This window comes from Rossellomorea sp. YZS02 (assembly GCF_033963925.1).
Lineage (GTDB): Bacteria > Bacillota > Bacilli > Bacillales > Bacillaceae_B > Rossellomorea.
The window spans coordinates 1-22,277 of sequence record NZ_JAXBLY010000002.1 but is presented as its reverse complement, the minus strand read 5'-3'; the positions used below and the strand labels follow the sequence as shown (position 1 = coordinate 22,277).

26 protein-coding genes are annotated in these 22,277 nt (G+C 44.2%); 16 read left to right on the top strand and 10 right to left on the bottom strand.

Annotation, left to right across the window (positions count from 1 at the left end):
* The first annotated feature begins 97 nt into the window (after positions 1-97).
* The gene (locus SLH55_RS02360; protein ID WP_219167130.1) at positions 98-310 is read left to right on the top strand and encodes a helix-turn-helix transcriptional regulator; all 213 of its coding nucleotides are present in this window, start codon (positions 98-100) and stop codon (positions 308-310) included.
* Positions 307-672, top strand: a complete 366-nt coding sequence (locus SLH55_RS02355) for a permease (protein ID WP_320322491.1) — start codon at positions 307-309, stop codon at positions 670-672. Before SLH55_RS02360 ends, SLH55_RS02355 begins: the two co-directional genes overlap by 4 nt.
* Before the next feature lie 43 nt (positions 673-715).
* Here SLH55_RS02355 and SLH55_RS02350 read toward each other — a convergent pair whose 3' ends face one another.
* Together SLH55_RS02350 and SLH55_RS02345 are read right to left on the bottom strand one after the other, a co-directional pair.
* A complete protein-coding gene (locus tag SLH55_RS02350; protein ID WP_219167129.1) occupies positions 716-1,030 on the bottom strand; it encodes an ArsR/SmtB family transcription factor in 315 nt (104 codons plus the stop codon).
* On the bottom strand, positions 1,031-1,465 hold the full coding sequence (locus SLH55_RS02345) for an SRPBCC family protein (RefSeq protein WP_219167128.1): 435 nt from the start codon (positions 1,463-1,465) through the stop codon (positions 1,031-1,033).
* A gap of 259 nt (positions 1,466-1,724) precedes the next feature.
* Between SLH55_RS02345 and SLH55_RS02340 the strand changes: the two genes are divergently transcribed.
* The 3 genes from SLH55_RS02340 (at position 1,725) to SLH55_RS02330 (ending at position 3,991) form a co-directional block, all read left to right on the top strand.
* Positions 1,725-2,582, top strand: coding sequence for an AraC family transcriptional regulator (locus tag SLH55_RS02340; protein WP_320322490.1), 858 nt, complete (start codon positions 1,725-1,727; stop codon positions 2,580-2,582).
* A 193-nt stretch (positions 2,583-2,775) separates the two neighbouring features.
* Positions 2,776-3,549, top strand: a complete 774-nt coding sequence (locus tag SLH55_RS02335; protein ID WP_320322489.1) for a helix-turn-helix domain-containing protein — start codon at positions 2,776-2,778, stop codon at positions 3,547-3,549.
* Positions 3,550-3,565: 16 nt separating this feature from the next.
* Positions 3,566-3,991 carry an SRPBCC family protein gene (locus tag SLH55_RS02330; protein ID WP_320322488.1) on the top strand — a complete coding sequence of 142 codons (426 nt, stop codon included), beginning with the start codon at positions 3,566-3,568 and terminating at the stop codon, positions 3,989-3,991.
* Positions 3,992-4,049: 58 nt separating this feature from the next.
* Here the strand turns inward: SLH55_RS02330 and SLH55_RS02325 are convergent, their stop codons facing one another.
* Both SLH55_RS02325 and SLH55_RS02320 read right to left on the bottom strand, forming a co-directional pair.
* Complete coding sequence (locus tag SLH55_RS02325; protein ID WP_320322487.1) at positions 4,050-5,585, bottom strand: multicopper oxidase; 1,536 nt, start codon at positions 5,583-5,585, stop codon at positions 4,050-4,052.
* 97 nt (positions 5,586-5,682) lie between these two features.
* Entirely contained in the window at positions 5,683-5,898 is a 216-nt protein-coding gene (locus SLH55_RS02320; RefSeq protein WP_320322486.1) for a hypothetical protein, read from the bottom strand.
* 237 nt (positions 5,899-6,135) lie between these two features.
* On the opposite strand from SLH55_RS02320, the gene SLH55_RS02315 reads away from it, so the two are divergent.
* From SLH55_RS02315 to SLH55_RS02305, 3 genes are all read left to right on the top strand, one after another.
* Complete coding sequence (locus tag SLH55_RS02315) at positions 6,136-7,002, top strand: DMT family transporter (RefSeq protein ID WP_320322485.1); 867 nt, start codon at positions 6,136-6,138, stop codon at positions 7,000-7,002.
* Between the two features lie 774 nt (positions 7,003-7,776).
* Positions 7,777-8,871 carry a serine hydrolase gene (locus tag SLH55_RS02310; RefSeq protein ID WP_320322484.1) on the top strand — a complete coding sequence of 365 codons (1,095 nt, stop codon included), beginning with the start codon at positions 7,777-7,779 and terminating at the stop codon, positions 8,869-8,871.
* 39 nt (positions 8,872-8,910) lie between these two features.
* Positions 8,911-9,942: a hypothetical protein gene (locus SLH55_RS02305; RefSeq protein WP_320322483.1), complete on the top strand. Its 1,032-nt coding sequence runs from the start codon at positions 8,911-8,913 to the stop codon at positions 9,940-9,942.
* Positions 9,943-9,964: 22 nt separating this feature from the next.
* Here the strand turns inward: SLH55_RS02305 and SLH55_RS02300 are convergent, their stop codons facing one another.
* The 4 genes from SLH55_RS02300 to SLH55_RS02285 form a co-directional block, all read right to left on the bottom strand.
* Positions 9,965-10,618 (bottom strand): ABC transporter ATP-binding protein, encoded by a 654-nt coding sequence (locus SLH55_RS02300; RefSeq protein WP_320322482.1) that lies wholly within the window; start codon positions 10,616-10,618, stop codon positions 9,965-9,967.
* A 1-nt stretch (position 10,619) separates the two neighbouring features.
* Positions 10,620-11,657, bottom strand: a complete 1,038-nt coding sequence (locus SLH55_RS02295) for an ABC transporter permease (protein ID WP_320322481.1) — start codon at positions 11,655-11,657, stop codon at positions 10,620-10,622.
* Positions 11,658-11,729: 72 nt separating this feature from the next.
* Positions 11,730-13,100 (bottom strand): HAMP domain-containing sensor histidine kinase, encoded by a 1,371-nt coding sequence (locus SLH55_RS02290; protein ID WP_320322480.1) that lies wholly within the window; start codon positions 13,098-13,100, stop codon positions 11,730-11,732.
* Complete coding sequence (locus tag SLH55_RS02285) at positions 13,097-13,771, bottom strand: response regulator transcription factor (RefSeq protein WP_219167116.1); 675 nt, start codon at positions 13,769-13,771, stop codon at positions 13,097-13,099. Before SLH55_RS02285 ends, SLH55_RS02290 begins: the two co-directional genes overlap by 4 nt.
* A gap of 184 nt (positions 13,772-13,955) precedes the next feature.
* Between SLH55_RS02285 and SLH55_RS02280 the strand changes: the two genes are divergently transcribed.
* The 4 genes from SLH55_RS02280 to SLH55_RS02265 all read left to right on the top strand — a co-directional run bounded on the left by SLH55_RS02280 (position 13,956) and on the right by SLH55_RS02265 (position 17,073).
* Positions 13,956-14,627, top strand: coding sequence for a sigma factor-like helix-turn-helix DNA-binding protein (locus tag SLH55_RS02280; RefSeq protein ID WP_320322479.1), 672 nt, complete (start codon positions 13,956-13,958; stop codon positions 14,625-14,627).
* 21 nt (positions 14,628-14,648) lie between these two features.
* Complete coding sequence (gene clpP / locus SLH55_RS02275; RefSeq protein ID WP_219167114.1) at positions 14,649-15,233, top strand: ATP-dependent Clp endopeptidase proteolytic subunit ClpP; 585 nt, start codon at positions 14,649-14,651, stop codon at positions 15,231-15,233.
* Between the two features lie 182 nt (positions 15,234-15,415).
* Positions 15,416-15,934 (top strand): hypothetical protein, encoded by a 519-nt coding sequence (locus SLH55_RS02270; protein ID WP_219167113.1) that lies wholly within the window; start codon positions 15,416-15,418, stop codon positions 15,932-15,934.
* An 80-nt stretch (positions 15,935-16,014) separates the two neighbouring features.
* The gene (locus SLH55_RS02265) at positions 16,015-17,073 is read left to right on the top strand and encodes a C45 family peptidase (RefSeq protein ID WP_320322478.1); all 1,059 of its coding nucleotides are present in this window, start codon (positions 16,015-16,017) and stop codon (positions 17,071-17,073) included.
* Between the two features lie 51 nt (positions 17,074-17,124).
* On the opposite strand, the gene SLH55_RS02260 is transcribed toward SLH55_RS02265, so the two are convergent.
* Positions 17,125-17,799, bottom strand: coding sequence for an NAD(P)H-dependent oxidoreductase (locus SLH55_RS02260; RefSeq protein ID WP_320322477.1), 675 nt, complete (start codon positions 17,797-17,799; stop codon positions 17,125-17,127).
* 246 nt (positions 17,800-18,045) lie between these two features.
* Here SLH55_RS02260 and SLH55_RS02255 point away from each other — a divergent pair, with 246 nt between their 5' ends.
* From SLH55_RS02255 to SLH55_RS02240, 4 genes are all read left to right on the top strand, one after another.
* Positions 18,046-18,591 (top strand): GNAT family N-acetyltransferase, encoded by a 546-nt coding sequence (locus tag SLH55_RS02255; protein WP_320322476.1) that lies wholly within the window; start codon positions 18,046-18,048, stop codon positions 18,589-18,591.
* Positions 18,592-18,799: 208 nt separating this feature from the next.
* Positions 18,800-19,051 carry a FeoA family protein gene (locus SLH55_RS02250; RefSeq protein WP_226672637.1) on the top strand — a complete coding sequence of 84 codons (252 nt, stop codon included), beginning with the start codon at positions 18,800-18,802 and terminating at the stop codon, positions 19,049-19,051.
* 2 nt (positions 19,052-19,053) lie between these two features.
* Positions 19,054-19,779, top strand: a complete 726-nt coding sequence (locus SLH55_RS02245) for a FeoB small GTPase domain-containing protein (RefSeq protein ID WP_219167108.1) — start codon at positions 19,054-19,056, stop codon at positions 19,777-19,779.
* The gene (locus tag SLH55_RS02240) at positions 19,766-21,157 is read left to right on the top strand and encodes a nucleoside recognition domain-containing protein (RefSeq protein ID WP_320322738.1); all 1,392 of its coding nucleotides are present in this window, start codon (positions 19,766-19,768) and stop codon (positions 21,155-21,157) included. Before SLH55_RS02245 ends, SLH55_RS02240 begins: the two co-directional genes overlap by 14 nt.
* Before the next feature lie 421 nt (positions 21,158-21,578).
* Here the strand turns inward: SLH55_RS02240 and SLH55_RS02235 are convergent, their stop codons facing one another.
* Complete coding sequence (locus SLH55_RS02235; protein WP_320322475.1) at positions 21,579-22,115, bottom strand: hypothetical protein; 537 nt, start codon at positions 22,113-22,115, stop codon at positions 21,579-21,581.
* Positions 22,116-22,277: the final 162 nt, after the last annotated feature.

Below are 22,277 nucleotides of genomic sequence, written 5' to 3'. Positions count from 1 at the left end.
TGAATAATATAAAAGGTTTCATTAGAGTTATGTAAAGGATACTTGACGTAAAGTTACCTTTACATTATGATATGGAAATATAAGGAGGTAGCACTTTTTGAAAAATAAACTGGTAGAATACCGAAAGTCGTTTGGATACTCACAGGAAAGATTGGCTGCAAGACTAGGAGTATCGAGACAAACCATCATTTCAATCGAAAAGGGGAAGTATGACCCTTCTTTGAATCTGGCTTTTCAGTTGGCAGGAGTATTTGATGTGTCTATTGAAGAGATTTTCGTTTATGAAGAGAAGGGAGGAAAGGAGTTGTGACGAAGGGTTATCTGATTATTGGCTGTATTATGGCACTACAGACTGCTTTCTTGTTTTTTATCGGTATCACTGCAGGGAAATTTCCTTATTATGCTCTTAATCCACTGGCTTTGACTGTAATGAGTTTTTGTATGTACTATCTTTATCCACAGTTTAAAGAAAAGGATGAGCGTATGAAGATGATCAGGGAAAAGGGGATCTTTTACTCGTACTTTGCCATTTTAATATTTTTCATCATCATCATGTCATCACTGGGACTTGGCCTGATTGAGCTAACAGCAATGAACCTAATGTACATCATAACCTGCCTCACCATCATGACCGTATTCATCTCCATGGTCATCATGGCAAAAATCTACTAAAGAAGAGGGACGGACCTTTGGAACAAAGGTCCGTCCCTCTTCTTCAATCCTTTTCTACCATGTATTTCAGTTTGGTCAACTTGTTCGTCCAGAACTGCTCGTAGTACGCTAACCAGTCTTTCAATTCCGCCAGGGGTTCGGGCTGCAGGCGATAGATCTTTTCCCTGCCGATTTTTTCCCCGCGAACCAGCTCAGCTTCAGATAGGATGGCGAGGTGCTTGGCAATGGCAGTCCTGCTCATGGGGAAGTGGGAAGTCAAAGCAGAAATGGGCATTTCCTTTTCTGAAAGGAGGCGCAGCACTTCCCGGCGGGTCGGGTCTGCAATGGCCTGAAATACATCATGTTTAGCCGCAGACACTTATTCCTCCACCACTTTCCGAAGTCGCTGGTCCACAATTCCGATCCATCCGTTTGCCATGCGTTCGCGGATAACAGAGCTTTTCTCATTCGGTTTCGAAACCACTGCATCATCATCTTTCCAACCACCATGGATCACCGTGAATTCAGTTTGATTCCCGACTTCTTTTAATCGGAATTCTACAAACCATCCATCCGTATCCCATGAGAAGGAAAGCTTGTGAGGTGGATTGATTTCCAATACCTTACATGGGGAAGGGCCGAAAGGGGACTGGATATGAAATTCGTGCCCGACTACAGGCTGGAAGTCATTGGGCATAAACCATGAAGAAATCCCTTCCGACGTGGAGACCGCATCCCAGACCTTTTGAATGGGTGCCTTGAATAGGACTGTCTGCTGAATATCCTGAAGTTGATTAGGTTGATTTGATTGCATATAAGTACCTGCTTTCTGTCTTTTGATATAACACCAATTGGTTTCGTATTAAATGATATAACACCTTATGGTTTCGTGTCAATGGAAAGAGGAGAATGATGAACCTATGTAGAAGTAGAGTCTTGATGAACGTTAGTATGTGCATATAAGCTATTATTGAACACTCTTTCCGGCAAAAGCCGGTCACAACATCGCACAGAATGACAGGAGTACATATAATCCCAGATGGTACATTAAGGTAGCGAGGAGAAGATGAGCAATGGAAATGCTTCATAGGATGAATGACTGTATTCAGTATATAGAGGACAATCTTGAGGGAGAAATCGAGATGGAAGAACTGGCACGTCTGACACTCCATTCGAAATTTCATTTCCAAAGACTGTTTTCTTTAGTCACGGGCTGCACAGTGGCTGAATATATCCGCAGAAGGAGACTGACTCTTGCGGCTCAGGAATTGAACAGCCCGAACACAAAGGTCATTGATGTTGCTTTCAGGTATGGATATGAAACACCGGAATCCTTTTCGAAAGCCTTCCGGAAAGCGCATGGTGTATCACCATCCCAGGTGAGGGAATCAGGAACTCCCTTAAAAGCCTTTCCACGGATCTCCTTCCAAATTCAGCTAAAAGGGGAAGTTGAAATGAATTATAAAATTGTTGAAAAAGATGCGTTCCAGGTAATTGGGAAAGGAAAAAGAGTATCTGCAAACAACGGCAAAAATCTGCAGGATATCCCTGCTTTTTGGGATGAAGTGAACACCTCGGGATTGGACAGAACGATTTGTGAAACGGCTGGTAATGATGAAATGCTGGGGATTTGCATGGAGTTTGATCATCCCAATGAAGAGTTCACGTATTTTATCGGAGCGGGTAAACAGAGTGACCAGGATCATTCCCTGGAAGTAAAAGAAATCCCCGCAGCCACATGGGCGGTATTTGAGTCCGTGGGTCCCATGCCAGGAGCGATTCAAGGTGTATGGAAGCGCATTTTCTCGGAATGGTTCCCGTCTACAGGCTATGAGCATGGGGACGCACCTGAATTTGAATTGTATCCTCCAGGTAATCCTAACGCTGAGGATTATCGTTGTGAGGTTTGGGTACCGATAATGAAAAAATAAGAGCTAAAAGGGGCCTCCAGTTCAGACTGGAGGCTTTATTATGGTTTAACATAATAAATTGAAAAAGATTTTAATATCAGGCAGGAAAAGAAACATAAAAACATTGTACTTTAGAAATCATCATGTTACTATTAAGTCACATATAACATGTGACCATTCATTCACATGTTGATTTAAAGAAAGGATCATTGATATGAAAGACGAACTTTCCACCTTGTTCAAAGCTCTCGGTCATCCCATTCGCAGGGAGATCCTTGACCTTTTGAAGAAGGGAGCAAGAACGACTGGTGAACTAAATGAACATTTTCCCGAGGTGACAAGATACGCGATCATGAAGCATTTGACGATCCTCGAGGAAGGAAATCTGGTGGTGGTGAAGCGTGAAGGGAAATTCCGGCGAAACTATCTGAACGCGGTCCCGCTGCAGGAAATGCACAACAGGTGGGTCGGGAAGTACATGGAGTCTAACGCCAATTCACTATTGAAACTACGGTCATTGGCAGAAAATAAAGGAGGAGAATCAATGGAACAAAGCAATGTATTTCGTATTGAACAGGAAGTCATGATTAATGCTCCGCGTGAACAGGTATTCAAGGCATTAACAAGTCAGGCAGGGGACTGGTGGGAGTTCAAATTGGCCCCAGAGGGAGTCGATTCACAATTCACATTTGATCCTGTACCGGGTGGGCAATTCATCGAGAAATGGGGCAGGGACGAAGGAGCTCTATGGGGTACCGTGTATTACGTGAATGCTCCGGAAGAAATTAGATTGCACGGCCATCTTGGCATGCAGGGCGCAGTTAACAGCGCATATACGTATCGGTTGATAGAAAAAGGAGAAGCTACGTTACTTCAGTTATCCCATGCAGCTTCAGGAGTCCTGGAAGACGACTGGGAGGAAAAGCATTCCGAAGGGTGGGCCTATCTACTCGGAACGTTGTTGAAAAATTATGTTGAAAGGAAATAGGGCAATGGTGGATGTTATGACAGACATTACGATACGCTGTCCGATTCAGAAGGTTGCAGAGTATGCTGCGGATCCGGATCATGCACCGGAATGGTATGTGAATATTGATTCCGCAGAATGGAGAACGGAAAAGCCATTATCCGTACATTCTCAAATTGCATTCAAAGCCAGATTCTTGGGAAAGGATCTCTCTTATGTATATGAGATCAAGGAGTTTGTCCCGGGACAGAAGCTTGTCATGAAGACCGCCAATGGACCGTTCCCTATGGAAACCACCTATGAATGGGAGTCGATTGATGGACAAACGACCAAAATGACCCTAAGGAATCAGGGAAACCCCATTGGATTTTCAAGAGTCATGATGCCCTTGATGTCTGTCATGATGAAAAAAGCGAACAAAAAGGATTTAATGAAAATCAAAGAAATTTTGGAAAACTCTTAAATAACAAGGGATCTGCTCCTTATCAGGGGCAGATCCTTCTATTTTGACTATCTCCCTATCATTTAATCACCACGTAGGGCCTCATCATCTCGTAATCTTCATGCTCCAATATATGACAGTGCCATACATACAATCCGGTATAGGGACCAAATGGAACAATGATCCTTGTCATCTCCCAAGGATTTGCACACACCGTGTCCTTCCAACCCTGCTCGTTCGGTTTCGGTTTGATGCGGGTGCCTGTGGGGACAACCCTTCCTTCTCTTTGATAGATTTCTTTATCAAATGGCTGACGGTCCAGTACCTGAAATCGTACTAGATGCAAGTGGATGGGGTGAGACCCTTCCGTTATGTTGATGAAGTTCCACACTTCAATGCTCCCTATCCGTGGCATTTCCGTAATCGGATCGTCCCATAATTGATGATTTAATAGATGTACCTCCCGCCCATATTGATCATGCACCATATTTAACGGAAGGTTCCTCATCTGGAACGCATGTCTTTTCTTCAGTCTTGGAACATGCCGTAATGCAGAGGGGATCCTGCTCGTATCCTGACTTTGCAGCGGTTTTATTACGCGGAATTGCATGAGCACTCCCGTCGTGTCAGGATCTGGTGCCGAACCAGTTGGAAAGGGGGCAGGTCCACTGTTGCGGATAGTGATGTATTCCCGGGTCTCGGAAGAAAAGTCAAGAATGACATCCGCCCGTTCTGCAGGAGCAAGCAAGATCTCCCGAACGGTGACAGGTGCAGAAAGAAGGCCCTGATCAGATCCGATTTGAATGAAAGGCTTTCCGTTCGAAAGGGAAAGCTGATACGTCCGCGAATTTGAAGCGTTGATCAATCGAAAGCGATAGCGTCGCGGCTCGACTTCAAGGAATGGCCAGACCTTCCCGTTCACGAGAATCTTATCCCCGAAGAAATTGGAAAGGGTGGAGGGACGGACACCGGGCGTGGGAGGATCAGGCTCGGAAGGATAATAGAGAGATCCGTCGCTATGAAAGGACCGATCCATGATCACCAGTGGTATATCGTATGGACCCGAAGGCAGTGACAATGCCTCCTCTTCTTCATCGTGGATGATATAAGCTCCGGCGAGTCCGGCATATATATTCAACCGTGTGATCCCAATAGCGTGGTCATGGTACCAAAGGGTAGTGGCCTGCTGCTGGTTGGGATATGTGTAGATTTCTTCTGCAAAGAATGGCCCTGTTTCTTGAAACCCTCTAGTAAACCAGGCATCCGGGTAACCATCGCTCGTATCCGGTGTAGCCCCTCCGTGAAGATGAACGACCGTACGGACCTCGGGCTTGTTTTTTCCTGCACCATGAACGGTAGTATCAATCGGAAGGAAGTGCTTGTTTGGAAGATCGTTTTTCCATAATACCCGTACTGTTTGATTGCGTTTCACTTTAAAAGTAGGTCCCGGGAATTGCCCGTTGTATCCCCATATAGTAGTTGGTGGGAGATCCCGGTGGAGTTTCTGATTGCCCTCCTTCATGATCACTTCGTAATAATCGGAACCCTTCTGAGTTGAAATGGGTTCGATCGTTTCCATAATGGGAAGGGGGTCGACGAATTTCTCAAGCATCACAAATCCTCCTCTAAAAGGCGCTATTATTCCATATGTATGGAATGGGAAGTGGAAATATCTCTATCCAAAAAAAGAAGAAGCACCTGCTGACATGTGATCAGGTGCTTGTTTTCTTAACGAGCATCTTTATATCGATAGCGATATTGAATAGTCGCCGTGCGGTCATCCATATCAATGGTAAACCGATTCCACAGGCTGGTGTCCTGAGTCGTTTCCGATTTCGGAAGGAAGGGGATGAGGGTCCTGTAATCTCCTGATCATCTTCCACTTTGAATGTAGAAAATCTCTCCTGCAGTACGTCTAGTAAAGTCAAACTGGTCACCTCTGCTTTTTTCATGGTATGTATTTACGGATGAAGGTCCTGTATGTTTCATTTCCCGTGAAGTGAGGAGTATTTTCCTAGACCATGAGTGCACATCCTGCTTGTTCCTATACCCAACTGGTTCAAATTGCATTCCTTTAATTGGTAAAAAGGTTCGGATTTTTTTCTTTGCGTCATTTTTTTGTTACACTAATTTAGTTGCGAAATTGTTTATCACTGGAGGATATAATGTCAAATCGAAATAAAGGCATATTACTATTACTACTATCAGCGTTCGGCTTCTCCTTGATGGCGGCTTTCGTCAAGCTGTCCGGGGATGTGCCGACGATACAGAAAACCTTCTTCCGGAATATCGTCTCTGCATTCATTGCACTTGGTTTTGTCCGGTATCATAAGGAAAGGCTATTTGGAAAAAGAGAAAATCAAAAGCTGCTATTGCTGCGTTCCTCATTAGGTGCTGTTGGAATTGTGCTGTTCTTCTATGCGATCGATCATCTCGTGTTATCGGATGCCGATATGCTGAACAAGCTGAGTCCATTTTTGACCATCATCTTCTCCGCTCTATTCTTGAAGGAACGGACGCGCGTCTTTCAGGTGGTGGCGATCATCATTGCGTTCATCGGGACATTGTTCATCATCAAACCGGCTTTTTCTTTTGATGTCATCCCGTATCTGGCAGGAGTGTTCTCCGCTATTTTTGCCGCAGGTGCCTACACGGTCCTCCGGGTGCTCGGGAGCAGGGAAAAGTTTTATACAGTCGTCTTTTACTTCTCCTTCTTTACGACCGTCGTGTTGCTGCCGTTTGTGATCGGGTTTTATGAACCGGTGAGCGTGAAACAGTGGGTTTATCTGTTATCAGCAGGTGTCTTTGCTACAGTAGGTCAGTTCGGGATCACGATTGCGTACAAGTTTGCGCCTGCAAGGGAGATTTCAATTTTCTTCTATTCCACGGTTGTTTATTCCGCCCTTATCAGCATCTTCCTGTTTGGGCAAATACCTGATGTATACAGCATCATTGGGTACATTGTGATTTTCGGTGCGTCACTGTACATGTTCTTGAAAAATAATGAAGCCGGCAAAAAACAGGCAGCATGAATGAAACCTATCCATCACGTGGTGGATAGGTTTTTTTATGTTCTAAAAAGGCTGTTTTCGCAAAGATTTTTACTATTGAATACAAACTAAAATTTACGATGCACTGTCATTTAAGTTGTAGTGCAGGAGGGTGAAGGGAACTGCTCTCTCCGCTTTCCACGGACATTCGGCCGAGCCTCCTCAGCAAAAACCGCTTCCGGGGTCTCGGCACGCCCGTTTTCCGTAGGAGTCTACGCAGTTCCCTTCACCCTCTAAAGTAGTAAGTAGTTGACAGAGCAAAATGGTTTATGACCATCAGTTTAAAAAGAGTAAAGGACTATTAAATAACATCAGTCACAGCAAAGAATGAAAAAGCAGTGGCATAGGCAATCTCCACATTTCCTTTATGATAGTCAAACTTTGCGTCAGTTGATTGGAGCGGAAGGTGCTCGACTCCTGCGGGAAACGCTGGACAGCACGAAATGCGGAGGCGGCTCGTTCAGCCCCGACAAGCATAAGATGAATGGGCTAAGAAGGCGTTCTTTTGCCTTCTTGGACCATTTAGCTTATGACCTCGAGGGGCTAGCCGCCGTAGCTGGACAGGTGAGACCCCGCAGGCGCAGCCGAGGAGGCTCACCGCCAGCCCCGCGGAAAGCGAGCACCTGTAGCGGAAATCAACAGCCACTCGCTACATCCAAAAGCAACAATGTTTAAGAAAACAGCCTTAAAAAATGAAACATTTCCCATTTACTGATCGTATATATACTAACCGTAATAAAGACAGGAGCGAAGAAAATGAAGGTTGCTTTACTCATTATTGGAGTTGGTTTGATTGTCGTTTTGATCATCATTGTGGCAGGCATTAGACAGAGGGCGGGAAAAAATGATCCCGACTATCTGATCAACCATTTAAAACATCATAAGAATTGGAGCTTAATGGTGATTCGGAATGGGGAAACGCTCGCATCCGTCAGGGAAGATGAGATGTTCCCGTTAGCAAGTGCGATGAAGACCATCGTGGCCATTGAATATGCGAAGCAATGCGAGGAGAAAAAAGTAGATCCTTCCCGCAACATTTCTCTGGAAGAGCTTGATCGATACTACATTCCGGATACGGATGGCGGAGCCCATGAAGGCTGGATAGAGTATTCGAAACAAAATGGACTTCTTCTTGGAAATAGTACGACCCTTGAAAATGTGGTAAAAGGAATGATTGCTTTCAGTTCTAATGCAAACACAGACTATTTAATCGATCTCTTGGGATTGGAAACAATCAACGAGTCACTGGATGAACTGAATATTGAAAAACATGAGGCTCTCTACCCGATTTCAGGGGCCATGCTGATTCCAACGTACTTGAAGATGAAAGATCCTTCCTATACTGATGACTATATCGAGACAAAGGTTAAGGAAATGTCAATAGAGGAATACATACGAATCGCTCAAATTATTTCACAACAGTTAAAAGAGGGGGAAAAAGGTCTGTACCTTGAGAATGAGCATTCAAGTAAAGGGCTGGACAAAATTTGGTCCGACAGACTGACCCGGAGTACTACTTTTGAATACGCAACACTTATGGGGAAACTCAATTCCAAGACCTATTTTCAACGTGAAACACAAGAACGATTGGATGCGGTCATGGAAGGGATCATGGAGAATCCCAACAATCAAGACTGGCTAAAGCATGCCGGGCAAAAAGGGGGATCGACGGAGTTTCTTGTCACGAATGCTGCGTACGCGACAGATAAAGATGGGAATTCAACTGAGGTTGCCATCTTTACAAACGAGCTGGAAAGAGGGGAGTTAGAAAAGATTTCAGGGAGTTTGAATTCATTCATGCTGAAGATTCTAAGGGAAGAAGATTTCAGAAATAAGTTGAAAGAGTTATAATGTAAGTAAATGGAATAGATGTAAATTGGAGGTGTGAACATGGTTCTCCGAAACTCGAAATGGTCACTATGGGCACTTGCCCTGTTAACACTCGTCCTCTTCAGCAATGTCATGCTTTATCAACCAATCGTGCAGCAATTCCTGGTCAAAGAACTTGATCGAGGTGCCGTAATTGGATCTTTAGTCGATCTGGTCATCATTTCACCGGCACTTGCTTATGCCGCTTTTAAAGTGTCAAAAAAGCAGGCCGCCGGATTAATCGTAGTTGCATTGGTGATGGCAAGAGTCCTCATCCCAGAAGAATTCTTCGCTCCCTATACGATTCTTCTGTACTCCGGTATTAGCTTTGAAGCATTGTTCTTTCTGGCGGAACTGGGCCTGATCTTCCTTCTTCTCAAGAGAATCCCGGTCATCCGGGCCGAAATGAGGTCATCCCAAACAGGTCCAATCTTTTCATTCCTTCCTGCAGTGGAAAGAAAGGTAAGCAGACTTCCTCTCATTCGAATCGTGGCATCTGAGATTCTGATGGTGTACTACGCCTTCTTCAGCTGGCGGAAAAAAGTCCCTAATCATGACGGGGTGGTCACAATGCATCATAAAACCAGTGCAATCGCCATGAATATCATGCTCATCCATGCCGTAGCCATCGAAACAATCGGTCTTCACTGGTGGCTTCACACTAAATTTCCGATCCTGTCATTCATTCTGCTCGTTTTAAACGTGTATAGCATTGTCCTCGTACTGGCGGAAATCCAGGTTACACGATTGCATCCTGTAGAAGTGAAAAATGGCTCGATGCACATGGCTCAGGGACTGAGGCAGCGACTGATTCTGCCCCTGTCAAACATCGAGCGGGTAGAATGGGGAGAGAAGAAACCAAATAAAGGCACCATGGTCTTTATGCAGAAAGACTTTGAAGACATACATCCTCAAGTGATCCTGTTCTTGAAGGAGACTGTCGAAGCGACGTTGTTCATGGGTAGAAAAGAAGAGGTGTCTAAAGTGGCTTTGAGAGTCGATGATCCCGAGAGATTGAAGGGACTATTGAAGCAAAATGAAGAAAGTGCCTGACGGTTTCCAGGCACTTTCTTTCTTATCCCATACGATAAACCCAGTCACATTTCCCGATCATCGTCTCGTCATGTGTGACCATAATGGTAGCGATATTTCTCTCTTTCGTTTCTTTTACCAATAAGTCCACCACTGATTTTCCGCGTTCTCTGTCGAGGCTTGCGGTAGGTTCATCGGCAAGGATCAGCTTTGGTTCATTCATGAGGGCCCGTGCGATGGCGACCCGCTGCTGTTCCCCGCCTGAGAGCTGCTCCGGGTAATGGGAGAGCCGTTCTTCAAGTCCTAAATGAGTCAATAATTCCAATGCCCGTTCCTGAAGGCGATCTTTTTGTTTGCTGAGCTTTCCGACAAGAAATAATTGTTCTTCAACCGTTAAGAATGGAACAAGATTGGACTGCTGAAAGATGAAGCCGATTTCTTTCAGGCGGAGGGACGTTTGTTCTTTTCCGTTCATGTCGTGGACGTTACGCCCATTGATGATCACTTCACCACTTGAAGGACTGGTCAAGGCCCCGACGATGGAGAGTAGGGTGCTCTTACCAGAACCGGACGGCCCGAGTATCGCACCAAATTCCCCGCTGCCGACCCTCATGGAAAGATGATCGAGCACTGTAAGTTGTTCATGTCCCTGCCTGTATGTCTTTGTAACCCCGTTTAGTTCTAAAATGGATGTCATTTTATTTCACCCCTCCGATTGCTTCTAATGGATCGACCTTCATAATGCTTCTAAACGACAGAAGTGAACCAATCCATGCCATGACCAAGATCAAACCGCTGTTTAACAGGATCATCCCGGAAGATAATTCAAACGGGACATCTCCTGGAATCAGTTGTGTCAATCCATACGTAAGGGTATTTCCGGTCAGGATCCCGAAGATAGAAAGAATGGAAATCTGGATAAAAAGGGCGCGCAGGAGCATGCCTGCTTTGGCTCCGATCGCTTTCAGTACTCCGTATTGATGAAGCTTCTGCAGCGTCATGACATAAAAGAACGTTGCCAGGACAATTGCCGAAATGATAAGGAGAAAGATTACCATCATCTTTAATGACCCCTGTTCAGCAGAATAACCGGGTACATTGGAAAGGATGTCCTCCTTGGATGCCGCGTCCAGTTTGGAAGGGATGTCGACCCCTTTAAAGTCTGTGAAGAGGACTGCCTGGTACGTAAGGTCATCTTTCAAAAAATCTTTCCATGTTTCCATCGATGTGAACATGGCCGGAGTATGACCATAGCTGAATCGTTTTTCAGTGAATCCCCGAATGACCCATTTTTTATCTTGAAAGGTGAGAGAATCTCCGGTTTTATATCCTTCACCCTGTAAGCTTGGGTCTGCCAATATCTCATAAGGAGCTAGTTCTACATTTTCTTCTCCCGCAGGCATGAACGGACTCTCCTTGTCTAATGAAAAGAGGCTGATATTCACGGCTTCCCCGTCATGCATCATTTCCACCATTTTCAACCCTAATGGAGAACCTCCTTGTACAGCGTCGACTTCGTCAGGGATCATCATTGATCGTTCAAGCTGATGTTGATCGCTTTCTTCTACGATGTACGTATTGGCCGTCATGTTTTTTATGGCAGAGGCGTTATCTTCGGACAAACCATTGGCCAGTCCGGATATCGATAACACCAGGCTGGTAATCAATGTGATAATGCCTGTAATCAATAAGAACTTCATTTTGGCATAGCGAATTTCTTTCCATGCAAGAAACAAAAAAATCACCTTCCCTTTCATTACTTCCCCTTCATCATAAAAGGGAAGTATGAACGGAAGATGAACATAGGGTTAAGGCAGAGTCACCGTAAAGGCAGTCCCTTCGTCTGGAATGCTCTCTACATGAATGTTTCCTTGATGGAGCAAAATGATTTTCTTGACGATGGAGAGACCGAGTCCGCTGCTGTTTCGTTCATGACTGCGTGACTCGTCCACTTTGTAAAAACGATCAAAGACCTTCCCGATATGTTCCGGAGGGATGCCGATACCGGTATCCTCGATCCTAAACGTGATGCCTCTTTGGTCTTTATGAAGGAAAAGACGGATTTCACCTTCAGGGGGAGTATATTTAATGCTGTTGGATAAAAGGTTTTCGAAGGCCTGGTAAAGCAGGTCTTCGTTTCCTGAACAGATTACCTCATCCGCCTCCAGTGAGAGGGCAAGGTCCTTTTCTTCCCACAGCCACCTTGTCTGGCTAATGAGAGTTTGCAGCATCCCGGTCAAGTTAACAGATTCATGCTTGATGACTCCCTGGTCTTTATCAAGAGAGGCAAGGGTCAAAAGCTGTTTGCTTACCTTTGACAACCGGGTGCTTTCAGATTCGATCACCTTTGTGTAGGCATCCAGTTCTTCCGTCGAAAGGGTAGGGGAGCGCAGCAGATTCGCATACCCTTTCATGGATGAAAGGGGTGTCTGAATTTCATGGGACACATTCGAAACAAATTCCTGACGCATTTGTTCAACCTGCATGAGCTGTCGACTCATAGACATAAATGATTTGGCAAGAGTCCCGATCTCATCCTGCCGATTTTCCTTCAGCTGTATCGAATAATTCCCACCGGCGATCTTCTTCGTAGCAGAGGTGAGCTCCCTGATCGGTTTCACCAGATACCTTGTACTGAAGAAGACAATCAGCATGCTGAGGGCAATCGTCAGGAAGAGCAGGACAGCCAGGAGGATGTGGATCTCGTTGAACTGCTGCTTGATGTCCGGTCTCATGAACAAGGCATGCGATTTCCCGTCGATTTCAATCGGGACACCGATCGAGTTGGACAATTCATTTGAGAAAAAGCCGGTCACAAACGTGGTGGAGGGATATTCAGCCATGCCGTGGTATGTATGGCCATTCAGTACATCCTTTATCACGCCCTGCGACAGTGTCTGATTCCGAAAATCGGCTCCGTAAAATGTTCCGTCTCCCTTTCCGTCCGTTATGTAAAATTGATAACTGAGTTTTGCCGTCTTTTCAAAAAACGTGGAATCATCCATGGAGGCAGCTTCAAATAAGTCCACTACGTCATGGGCGATTTCAGTGTTTTTCTTATCATTGGAAGGCTTTAAGATCTTCTGGTAATAAAGGTTGGAGCCAATAAAGGCAATCAAGCTGCTTACCATCATGATAAAGAGCGTCACCAACACGATCCGGATATAGAGGCTCTTCATTTAGATACCTCCAATTTATAGCCGACTCCCCGCACGGTCATGATGGCAAAGGAGTGGGAAGAATCCTGGAACCGTCCACGTAGTCTTTTGATATGGACGTCGATGGTCCGGTCATCCCCTTCAAAGTCCATTCCCCATACATGCTGGATGAGCTCATCCCGTGTAAAGGTGCGATTCGGGAAGCTGGCTAGATAATACAAGAGTTCAAATTCCTTGAGGGGGAGGATCACGGTTCTGTTACCGGTTTTCACCTCATAAGATCGCTTATCAAGCGTCATGTCTCCGATGCGGACAGTTTGGGAACCGGCCCGGTCGTAACGTCTCAAGATGGCCTGGACCCGGAAGAGGAGCTCTTCCTTTTCGAATGGTTTCACCATATAATCATCGGTCCCTGCCTGGAATCCTTTGGCCTTATCCGTGATACTGCCCCTGGCCGTCAACATAATGATCGGGATATCATAGTCGGACCTTATTTCCTCTGCCAGCTGAAATCCGTCTTTATTCGGCATCATCAGGTCGACAATGGCCAGATCGACGGCTTGATGGAGGAGAGTAGCAGAAGCCGCTTCCCCGTCTGCTGCCTCTGTCACCATGTATCCATTTTGCTCCAAATACACCCGGACGAGCTTTCGCAGATGTGGATCATCATCAACCACAAGAATTGATATCATAAGGGCACCTCATTTCTATAAACGATTTTTATGATTTCACTTTAGCACAAGTGACCGAAAGGAAACCAATTTATGACGAATACTCCTCTCCTTGGATATAATAAGAGTAAAATATGCTCTTACCCATATCTTTTTTCCATACTTATCCGTTATAGCCATGAGAGGATGCAAAGGAGTGAAGACAATGCAAATGAGGTCGGTGTACAACCGGGTAGATGAGGCGATAGAGGAAATGGTACCAAAACTGGTACGATACTGCTATTTTCTGACGAAGGATAAATGGAACGGGGAAGATCTTGCCCAGGAATCTGTATATAAAGCACTCATCCGATACCCTGACTATCAAGATTGGAGTCCTGCGCTACTAAAGAAAATGGCGTACCATCTTTGGATCGATAAAGGGCGGAAAGAGAGCAGGGAATTGATCGGTTCAGTTCCGGAATATGCTTTAGAATACTTTTCAAAAGAGTGGGTCAGCCCCGATACAATTGACATGCTGTCCGATCAACTGACTCCGAAACAGCTGATTTCCTTCGTATTAAAGGAAGCCTTTCAGTACAAGATTTCTGAAGTGGCCGATTTACTGAACCTGACGGAAACCGCTGTAAAAGCGTTGCTGAACCGTTCCAGATCCAAATTGAAAAAGATCTCTGGTGACGATGAATGGAGCGAAAGTGAATCATACGGGGAGGATGCTCTTCAAAAAGAGCTGAACGCCATTTTGTATCGCTGCTTGAAAGCCCAGGATCCAAGTCTCCTGCTTGCCTACATTCCGACGCTGATTGCAACTGGTACTGTCCACATGATGGCACAGGCATCTCCTTCGTCTTCAACTGTCCTCTCAATGGCAGCATAACGAATGAGGGAGGAAACATTCATGAATGCAATACCTTATGTGATTGAACAATCCGGTAAAGGAGAACGCTCCTACGATATTTACTCACGGTTATTAAAGGACCGGATCATCATGGTGAGTGATGAAGTGAATGATCATATGGCCAATAGTATTGTGGCTCAACTGTTATTTCTTGCGGCGGATGATCCAGAAAAGGATATCTCTTTATATATCAACAGTCCCGGGGGCTCGACTTCAGCAGGATTCGCCATTTTTGATACGATGGAGTATATCAGCCCTGATGTGCGGACGATCTGCACGGGAATGGCGGCATCATTCGGTGCGATGCTTCTTCTGGCAGGTACTAAAGGGAAGCGATTTGCCCTTCCGAACAGTGAAATCATGATTCATCAGCCTTTGGGGGGCGCACGTGGTCAGGCGACAGATCTTGAAATCTCTGCAAAGCGCATCCTGAAATTAAGGGAGCATATCAATGAAATCATCGCTGAGAAAACGGGGCAAACCGTAGAAAAGGTGGCCTTTGATACAGATCGTGATTATTTCATGAGTGCCTATGAAGCTAAGGAATATGGGATTATTGATGAAATTATCCTAAAGAAGAAATAAGGATGGGAGGAACGGTCGATGAGGCCGTTCTTTTTAGTTCTCTCGATGCTGAACGAAGGAAGGGGATACGTACCTGTTTCATCGATGATTAGGCACTAAAACCAAGAAAAATATGGTAAAATATACGTTGGGTTTATCGTAACGATCGTATATAACAACAAAGGGTAGGAGGGGAAAGTCAGATGACATTGATAGTAGTGTTAGGGCTTATCGGTCTGTTCTTTTTCATGAGAAGATCTCGTGAAAAACCGTACTCCTTTAAATGGATTGTATCCTTAAGTAAGCATGAACGGTTTCGAAATCCCTGGTTAATGGGAGTTTTATTATTTGGGTTGAATCTATTTTTATTTAGTGCAACAGCGTTAATATTGTACGGTATGACCTTTATGATGATTCCATTCATTCACCTTGTGGTCATGGCGGCAGCAACGGCTTCGAGTGTCCTCGCTTGGCAATCGATTGTATATTCTAGGGATTGGGGAAAAGGTGAGCGACTGAAAGTGGGGATGGTGGGAAGCAGTTTTTATTTGTTCCTGTTCTTGTTTATTCTTTATAAATGGGTGACGTATGTCCCCAGATATCCAGGAGAGGACGAGTTCATGAGCGCCATCGGTTATTTTATGGCGGAATTGGTAACGGGGATGGCGTTCGTCATATGCTTTGTAATGATTGTTTTTCTTCCGGTTGATAAGCGTGTATAAGAGAATGGTGTTTTCTTTCTTTTTCAGATCCATTCTATTATCCTTGTAGAATAGAATCTGATGAAAAAGAGGTTTTAGTCATGAAAACAATACATAGCGACGTGATTCAATTTCGAGGCTCTCATTATGACTTTGGCTATATGCAGGGTGAGCGGATAAAGGATTCCATTACGGTTAGAAATCGTGAGAATCAGTGGAAGGTGCGAAAGCCGCGCTTTTCGATCAACGTCAAAGAAACGGAAACTGCGATCAAACGATTTGCTTCAGGGATTTGGGATGAACTACATGGGCTGCAGGAATCCCTCGAATGGCCGATGGAACGGGTTCTGAAGGAATTTGGTGGCTACCGGGTAGATTATGTGAAGTCCGGATGTTCCATTGTCACAGGAAAGGATTATTTAATCAGAAATTATGATTACCACCCTAAAACCTACGAGGGACGCTATACATTTTATCAACCGAGTGATAAAGGATACGCGATCATCGGTCCAAGTCAGCGCGTGACCGGCAGGATGGACGGCATGAACGAAAATGGCCTTGCGTTGGGGTATAACTTCATGCACCGGAAGAATCCCGGTGATGGTTTCATCTGCTGCATGATCGGACGATTGATTCTTGAATCCTGTAAAGATGTTATCGAAGCCGTTGACATGTTGAAGGAAATCCCTCATCGGCACTCATTCAGCTATGTCGTCTATGACAGGAGTGGGGAAACGTTTATCGTCGAGACCTCACCGCGTGGTGTGGAGGTAAGGCAGTCCAATGCATGCACGAATCATTTTGAAGTGATGACCGAAGAGAACCGTAATCACCTGGTCGATTCTAAGCGGAGATTGGGAGTCATCAAGGAAACGGGTGATAAAGACGCTTATAGTGCCTTCCGATTAATGAATGACACGGATAAGGGGGTATTCTCGGATCTTTACGGCAGCTGGGCAGGGACAATTCATACATCGGCTTACTTCCCGAAAGAAATGAAAGCATGGTTCGCCCTTGGAGGGGATAGGGAGCCGGTTGAGTTTGATTTTGCAGAGTGGCTGAATGGGAAGGATACCGGGAAGGATAAAATCACGGGTGCAGTGGATACAGACATTCCCTTTGTTCACATGGATGAGGGAGCGGATTGGTTCAAACAATAGACTGAAATGAAAAAATGACCCGCGGTGATGTGAACCGGGGTCATTTTCATATTAGACAAACTTCACGATATCTTCAAATGGACGACGGGATTTCGGCGCTGGATCCTTGACCCTGTAACCGAAAGCCACCATGACGGAAATACTGAAGCTACCGTCTTCAAGCAGGCCTTCCTCTTCCAAGAGCTTATTCATTTTCTCAATATCGAATCCTTCGATTGGACAGGAATCTACCCCGATCTGGGCAGCGGCGGTCATCATATTTCCAAGGGCAATATACGTCTGCTTTCCGGCCCAGTCGTATAGAGGTCGATCTCCTTCAAGCAGATCGAAATCAACTTTCTGGAACTGTTCAATCCGCTCTAAGTACTTTGCCAAATGATCTTCAGGCATCTTCTTTTTATTTTTAAAATGGTCCTGCAAGTAGTCTGAGTCGTACTTGGTATCTTGTTTGGTTCTTGCCAGGATTATAACGAAATGACTTGCCTCAGGCAGTTTTCCATATGCTCCCCAAGCGGTATTTTTAATCTTCTCTCTAAGTTCAGGATTTTGAATGACCAGGAACCTCCACGGTTCGAACCCGAATGAACTCGGAGACAGTCGACCCGTTTCCATAATGAACCTGAAATCGTCTTCGGACACCTTTTGATTCGGGTCGAATTCTTTAGTTGCATGTCTGAAATGGTAAGCATCTAAAATGTCTTGTTTGATTTGATCTTTATTTGACATATACTATTCACTCCTTATCCATTATTTCCAACATGTTTAACTTACCACAAGTCTGGATTGTTAATCATGTGTTGTGATTGGAAGAACTCTTCTTTGGGGGATGGTGAAACAATTGATTGATCCTATCCGTATATATAATAAAGAAGTAAAAGGAGATGAGTGAAGTGGTTCAACGGGAGGAGTACCTTTGCAAAGGAGAAGCCCGTATAGAGTAAGCATGTTGATTATCCATGGGGGGAAGAGATATTGAATACTGTTGAAATAAGAAAAATTTCGGAATTTGATATAAACGGAGACATTCAAGATCGCTTGCAACGGTTACTATGTGAGTGCTTCGGAGGGGAATATCCTGTGGACAGGATCTATTTCAAACAGAAGCCCCACTTAAGATTTCTTGCATACATAGAGGATCGTTTGATTGGACATATCGCATGTGATTATCGAGTAATGAATCTGAATGGAGAGCGTATAAATGTGTTGAGTCTTATTGATGTATGTGTTTCATCCAATATGCGTTCCCGGGGGATCGGATCTCAATTATTAAAAAAAATCGATGAATTCTGTCATGATCGGAACATTGACTATATTGTGTTATTCGCTGATGACCCTGATTTATATGAACGAAACGGGTTCCAAAGGGTACAGAATCGATGCAAGTGGTTAAAGATCAAGGATAAGGATCAAACGACTTACGGAATTGGACATGAATTCATCAATGAACTAATGGTTAAAGCGGTTGGTGGGAAAGGTTGGAAAGAGGGAGAACTTGATTTATTAGGATATCTTGGTTGATGCGTGAGTTCCATATGTCTGATTCAAAAAGGAGTATCTGTCTGGCAGATGCTTCTTTTTTTTCTTAATGGACGTCCATATAAAAAATCTACAAAAATATGAAACTTTGTTTGACATTTTAGGGGTGAAGGGAATAAGATGAACATATAATTTGCACAAGGGAAACTTTTTAATATATAGACAATATAATTTACCGGAGGAATGAAACATGTCCGAAGTCAAAACGATGCCTCTTTCTGAATGTAAGCCAGGGGACCGCGTTCTTATAACATCATTATCATTAGAAGGAACAATGAGGAGAAGACTGTTGGATTTAGGGTTTGTGAAGGGATCTGAAGTGGCCGTCGTCCAAAGAAGTCCACTCGGGGACCCTATGGCCTTTCGGGTCAGTGACACGACGATCGCACTGCGAAAAGAAGAAAGTTCACGGATATATGTAGAGAAATTGGGAGGTGCGTAACAATGGATTCATACAGAATCGCTCTTGCGGGAAATCCGAATACAGGAAAAAGTACGTTATTCAATCTGTTGACCGGCTTACGTCAGCACACTGGAAACTGGCCTGGGAAAACCGTCATTCACGCTGAAGGTGAGTTCAAGCACAACGGATCGGATTTTACCATTGTTGATCTGCCAGGAACGTACTCTCTTTATTCCAATTCGGCGGACGAAGAGGTCGCCCGCGATTATATTATTTTCGATAAACCGGATGTGACACTTGTGGTCCTCGATGCAACGTCCTTGGAAAGAAATATGAACCTCGCACTACAAGTGATGGAAATGACAGACCGGGTGATCGTGGCCCTTAACTTAATGGACGAAGCAAAGAAAAAAGGAATTGAAGTAAATAGTGTGGCGCTCAGTGAAAAACTCGGTGTACCTGTCGTGAAGATATCGGCAAGAAATAAGACGGGCATCAAAGAGTTATTGGATACCGTCCATGAAATGGCTCAAGGAAATGTACCGACCACTCCGTATCGCATGACCTATTCAGAGGATATCGAAGCAAAAATTGAAGAACTCTCACCCAAAGTACGGCAAATGATTGGGGATGAGTTTCCGATTCGATGGATTTCCTTGCGTTTATTAGATGGTGATGAAAGTATACTAAACTCGTTGAATGGTTACTTCCGGAGGGAACGTAAGGGAGGAGGAATGACGAATGTCTCAATCAATGCAACCACATGAAGGAGATCAGGGCCTCGCGTATTTATTCAATCATGCCAAGGGGATGTCGAGTGACAACCTTCGGGATGAAATCGTCGAAAACATTTATTCGACAAGCAGAGGGATCTGCCAGGAAGTCGTGAAGTACAAAAATAAAGATCGAATTCATTCAGAAAAGCTAGATAAAGTGCTGACTTCTCCGATTTGGGGATTTCCGATCATGCTTGCCATGCTTGGTGCGGTCTTCTATCTGACCATCGCCGGGGCAAACGTCCCATCAGGTATGCTTGCAGAAGGATTTGCCTGGATGGAGGGACAGCTGACCCTGTTCTTTAATGCCATGAATGCACCTGCATGGCTCCATGGTGTGCTGGTACTCGGTTTCTTCAGGGGTACAGGGTGGGTCATCAGCGTCATGCTTCCGCCTATGGCGATTTTCTTTCCGGCGTTTGCACTGCTTGAGAACTACGGATATTTACCACGGGTTGCCTTTAACATGGATCGCCTCTTTAAGAAGGCAGGGGGACATGGAAAGCAATCCTTGACGATGGCAATGGGCTTCGGATGTAACGCTGCTGCCATCATGTCGACCAGGATCATTGAATCCCCTAGAGAACGTATGCTTGCCATCCTGACGAATAACTTTGTTCCTTGTAATGGACGCTGGCCGACACTGATCCTGCTCGCTTCTTTATTCATGGCAGCAGGATATGCAGGGGGAATGGCTTCCCTTGTGACGGCAGGAATGGTCATGACCATGGTGTTGATCGGGATTACCGTGACCATTGCTGTATCGTGGGTGTTATCCAAAACAGCCCTTAAAGGGGTTCCGACTCATTACACACTTGAGTTGCCGCCATACCGTCGCCCAAAAATCTGGAATACCGTGTTACGTTCCAGTCTTGATAAATCATGGTATGTGTTAAAAAGAGCTGTGATCGTGGCAGCGCCAGCTTCAATCATCACGTGGATCATTGCCAATATCAATATCGGTGACACGAGCATTCTTATGCATTTCGTCAATTTCCTTGATCCATTCGGGCAGGCTCTCGGCATGGATGGGTTCATCATGGCAGCCTTCATCATCGGACTTCCTGCCAACGAAATTGTCGTGCCGATTCTGATCATGGCCTATCTTTCCCAGGGAGCGATGCTTGAGCTTGATGATCTGACAGAATTAAAAGCGGTTTTCGTCAGTCATGGATGGACTTGGTTAACGGCACTCAATATGATGCTCTTTTCACTGCTCCATTTCCCTTGCGGCACGACCCTTGTGAATATTTATAAAGAAACGAAAAGCAAGAAATGGACGTTCATGTCCTTTGCGATCCCCACAGCGATTGCCATCGGTGTTACATTCCTTGTAGCCACCATTGTCAGGGCACTGGGCTGGGTGTAAGAAAGAAGAAAGCAAATCCTTTTATAGGTAAGTAGTTCAGTTTTTGTGGAGAAACATCGCAAATGGCATATGAATTAGCATACCTTATAGCACAGTAAATAGCAGAACCGTTTGTATTGATATATAGGCGTTTTACAAGAAAATAACAACAAAATAACATAATAAATAGCACCCATAATAACAACGTGACAATGGCTATTGTCATTGTGCGAATTAGGGTGCTATTTTACTTGTGAATTGGTATGTTATTATCAAACTGTTGCGAGAAAAAATATAGGATTTATTACATTATGTGGTAAAATAAATTTAAAGAGTATGAAAATTCAGTTCTTCAACTAACGGGCAGGTTAATGGAATAACAAGCGGCGGTATTTTAAAAGGAACCTTCCATAAAACAGAAGGTTCCTTTAATAAAGTAATATTAACCATTTTTGTTTGCCTGCATAGGAGTCTGAAAAAGCTCTTTTATCTCTGCCATAGATAAAAAGGTCAAATTTGCTCCTATTCCATCTGGGTCTTCAATTTTCATTAAATTGATATACTTTGCAAGTGAAATTTTCTTGTTGTCTTCGGCAGTATTTTCGTTTTTAACTGATATTTCAATTCTGTATCTTTTTGAAGGGTCTGGTCTATCGATTACGACTGGTTCCACCTTTCCTTCTTCATCCACGAAAACTGTTGTAATAGTGACATTCTCTTTTTGAGGCTCAACTTCATATGTTTGTATTTTGCCTAAAGGTTGATTTTCTGAATATGGTTGAATAGAAATTGCTAACTCGGTCTTTGGAGGAAGATTGGTCTTATTTCGTATTAATATGTTTGCACTCTTTATATAAACTTTAGCATCCAATTTATATTTTGAATTAGGGACCTCAACTGATTCTTCAAAAAGGATAACTCTACATCCTCCCAATAACAAACTGAAAACACTTAACAAAATAAGTGAATAAAACTTCATATTCCACCCCTTATAATAATTTTTAATATTCAGTTATATATTAACATACAATAACCTTTTTATTTCCTTTTAATTACATTTGTCTGGGAGCATCTTCAATTAAACCAGCTAATAGTTTGTCAACATTTTTCAATGAAAAGTTCAAAATGAACATGTTACACT

What these genes read in the sequence shown, in the direction of transcription:
- SLH55_RS02300 (WP_320322482.1), bottom strand. Translation starts at nt 10,618, where the DNA reads ATGACATCCATTTTAGAACTAAACGGGGTTACAAAGACATACAGGCAG.
- SLH55_RS02315 (WP_320322485.1), top strand. Translation starts at nt 6,136, where the DNA reads ATGTCAAATCGAAATAAAGGCATATTACTATTACTACTATCAGCGTTC.
- clpP (WP_219167114.1), top strand. Translation starts at nt 14,649, where the DNA reads ATGAATGCAATACCTTATGTGATTGAACAATCCGGTAAAGGAGAACGC.
- SLH55_RS02345 (WP_219167128.1), bottom strand. Translation starts at nt 1,465, where the DNA reads ATGCAATCAAATCAACCTAATCAACTTCAGGATATTCAGCAGACAGTC.
- SLH55_RS02270 (WP_219167113.1), top strand. Translation starts at nt 15,416, where the DNA reads ATGACATTGATAGTAGTGTTAGGGCTTATCGGTCTGTTCTTTTTCATG.
- SLH55_RS02305 (WP_320322483.1), top strand. Translation starts at nt 8,911, where the DNA reads ATGGTTCTCCGAAACTCGAAATGGTCACTATGGGCACTTGCCCTGTTA.
- SLH55_RS02335 (WP_320322489.1), top strand. Translation starts at nt 2,776, where the DNA reads ATGAAAGACGAACTTTCCACCTTGTTCAAAGCTCTCGGTCATCCCATT.
- SLH55_RS02250 (WP_226672637.1), top strand. Translation starts at nt 18,800, where the DNA reads ATGTCCGAAGTCAAAACGATGCCTCTTTCTGAATGTAAGCCAGGGGAC.
- SLH55_RS02280 (WP_320322479.1), top strand. Translation starts at nt 13,956, where the DNA reads ATGCAAATGAGGTCGGTGTACAACCGGGTAGATGAGGCGATAGAGGAA.
- SLH55_RS02245 (WP_219167108.1), top strand. Translation starts at nt 19,054, where the DNA reads ATGGATTCATACAGAATCGCTCTTGCGGGAAATCCGAATACAGGAAAA.
- SLH55_RS02240 (WP_320322738.1), top strand. Translation starts at nt 19,766, where the DNA reads ATGCAACCACATGAAGGAGATCAGGGCCTCGCGTATTTATTCAATCAT.
- SLH55_RS02340 (WP_320322490.1), top strand. Translation starts at nt 1,725, where the DNA reads ATGGAAATGCTTCATAGGATGAATGACTGTATTCAGTATATAGAGGAC.
- SLH55_RS02310 (WP_320322484.1), top strand. Translation starts at nt 7,777, where the DNA reads ATGAAGGTTGCTTTACTCATTATTGGAGTTGGTTTGATTGTCGTTTTG.
- SLH55_RS02290 (WP_320322480.1), bottom strand. Translation starts at nt 13,100, where the DNA reads ATGAAGAGCCTCTATATCCGGATCGTGTTGGTGACGCTCTTTATCATG.
- SLH55_RS02330 (WP_320322488.1), top strand. Translation starts at nt 3,566, where the DNA reads ATGACAGACATTACGATACGCTGTCCGATTCAGAAGGTTGCAGAGTAT.
- SLH55_RS02285 (WP_219167116.1), bottom strand. Translation starts at nt 13,771, where the DNA reads ATGATATCAATTCTTGTGGTTGATGATGATCCACATCTGCGAAAGCTC.
- SLH55_RS02235 (WP_320322475.1), bottom strand. Translation starts at nt 22,115, where the DNA reads ATGAAGTTTTATTCACTTATTTTGTTAAGTGTTTTCAGTTTGTTATTG.
- SLH55_RS02260 (WP_320322477.1), bottom strand. Translation starts at nt 17,799, where the DNA reads ATGTCAAATAAAGATCAAATCAAACAAGACATTTTAGATGCTTACCAT.
- SLH55_RS02265 (WP_320322478.1), top strand. Translation starts at nt 16,015, where the DNA reads ATGAAAACAATACATAGCGACGTGATTCAATTTCGAGGCTCTCATTAT.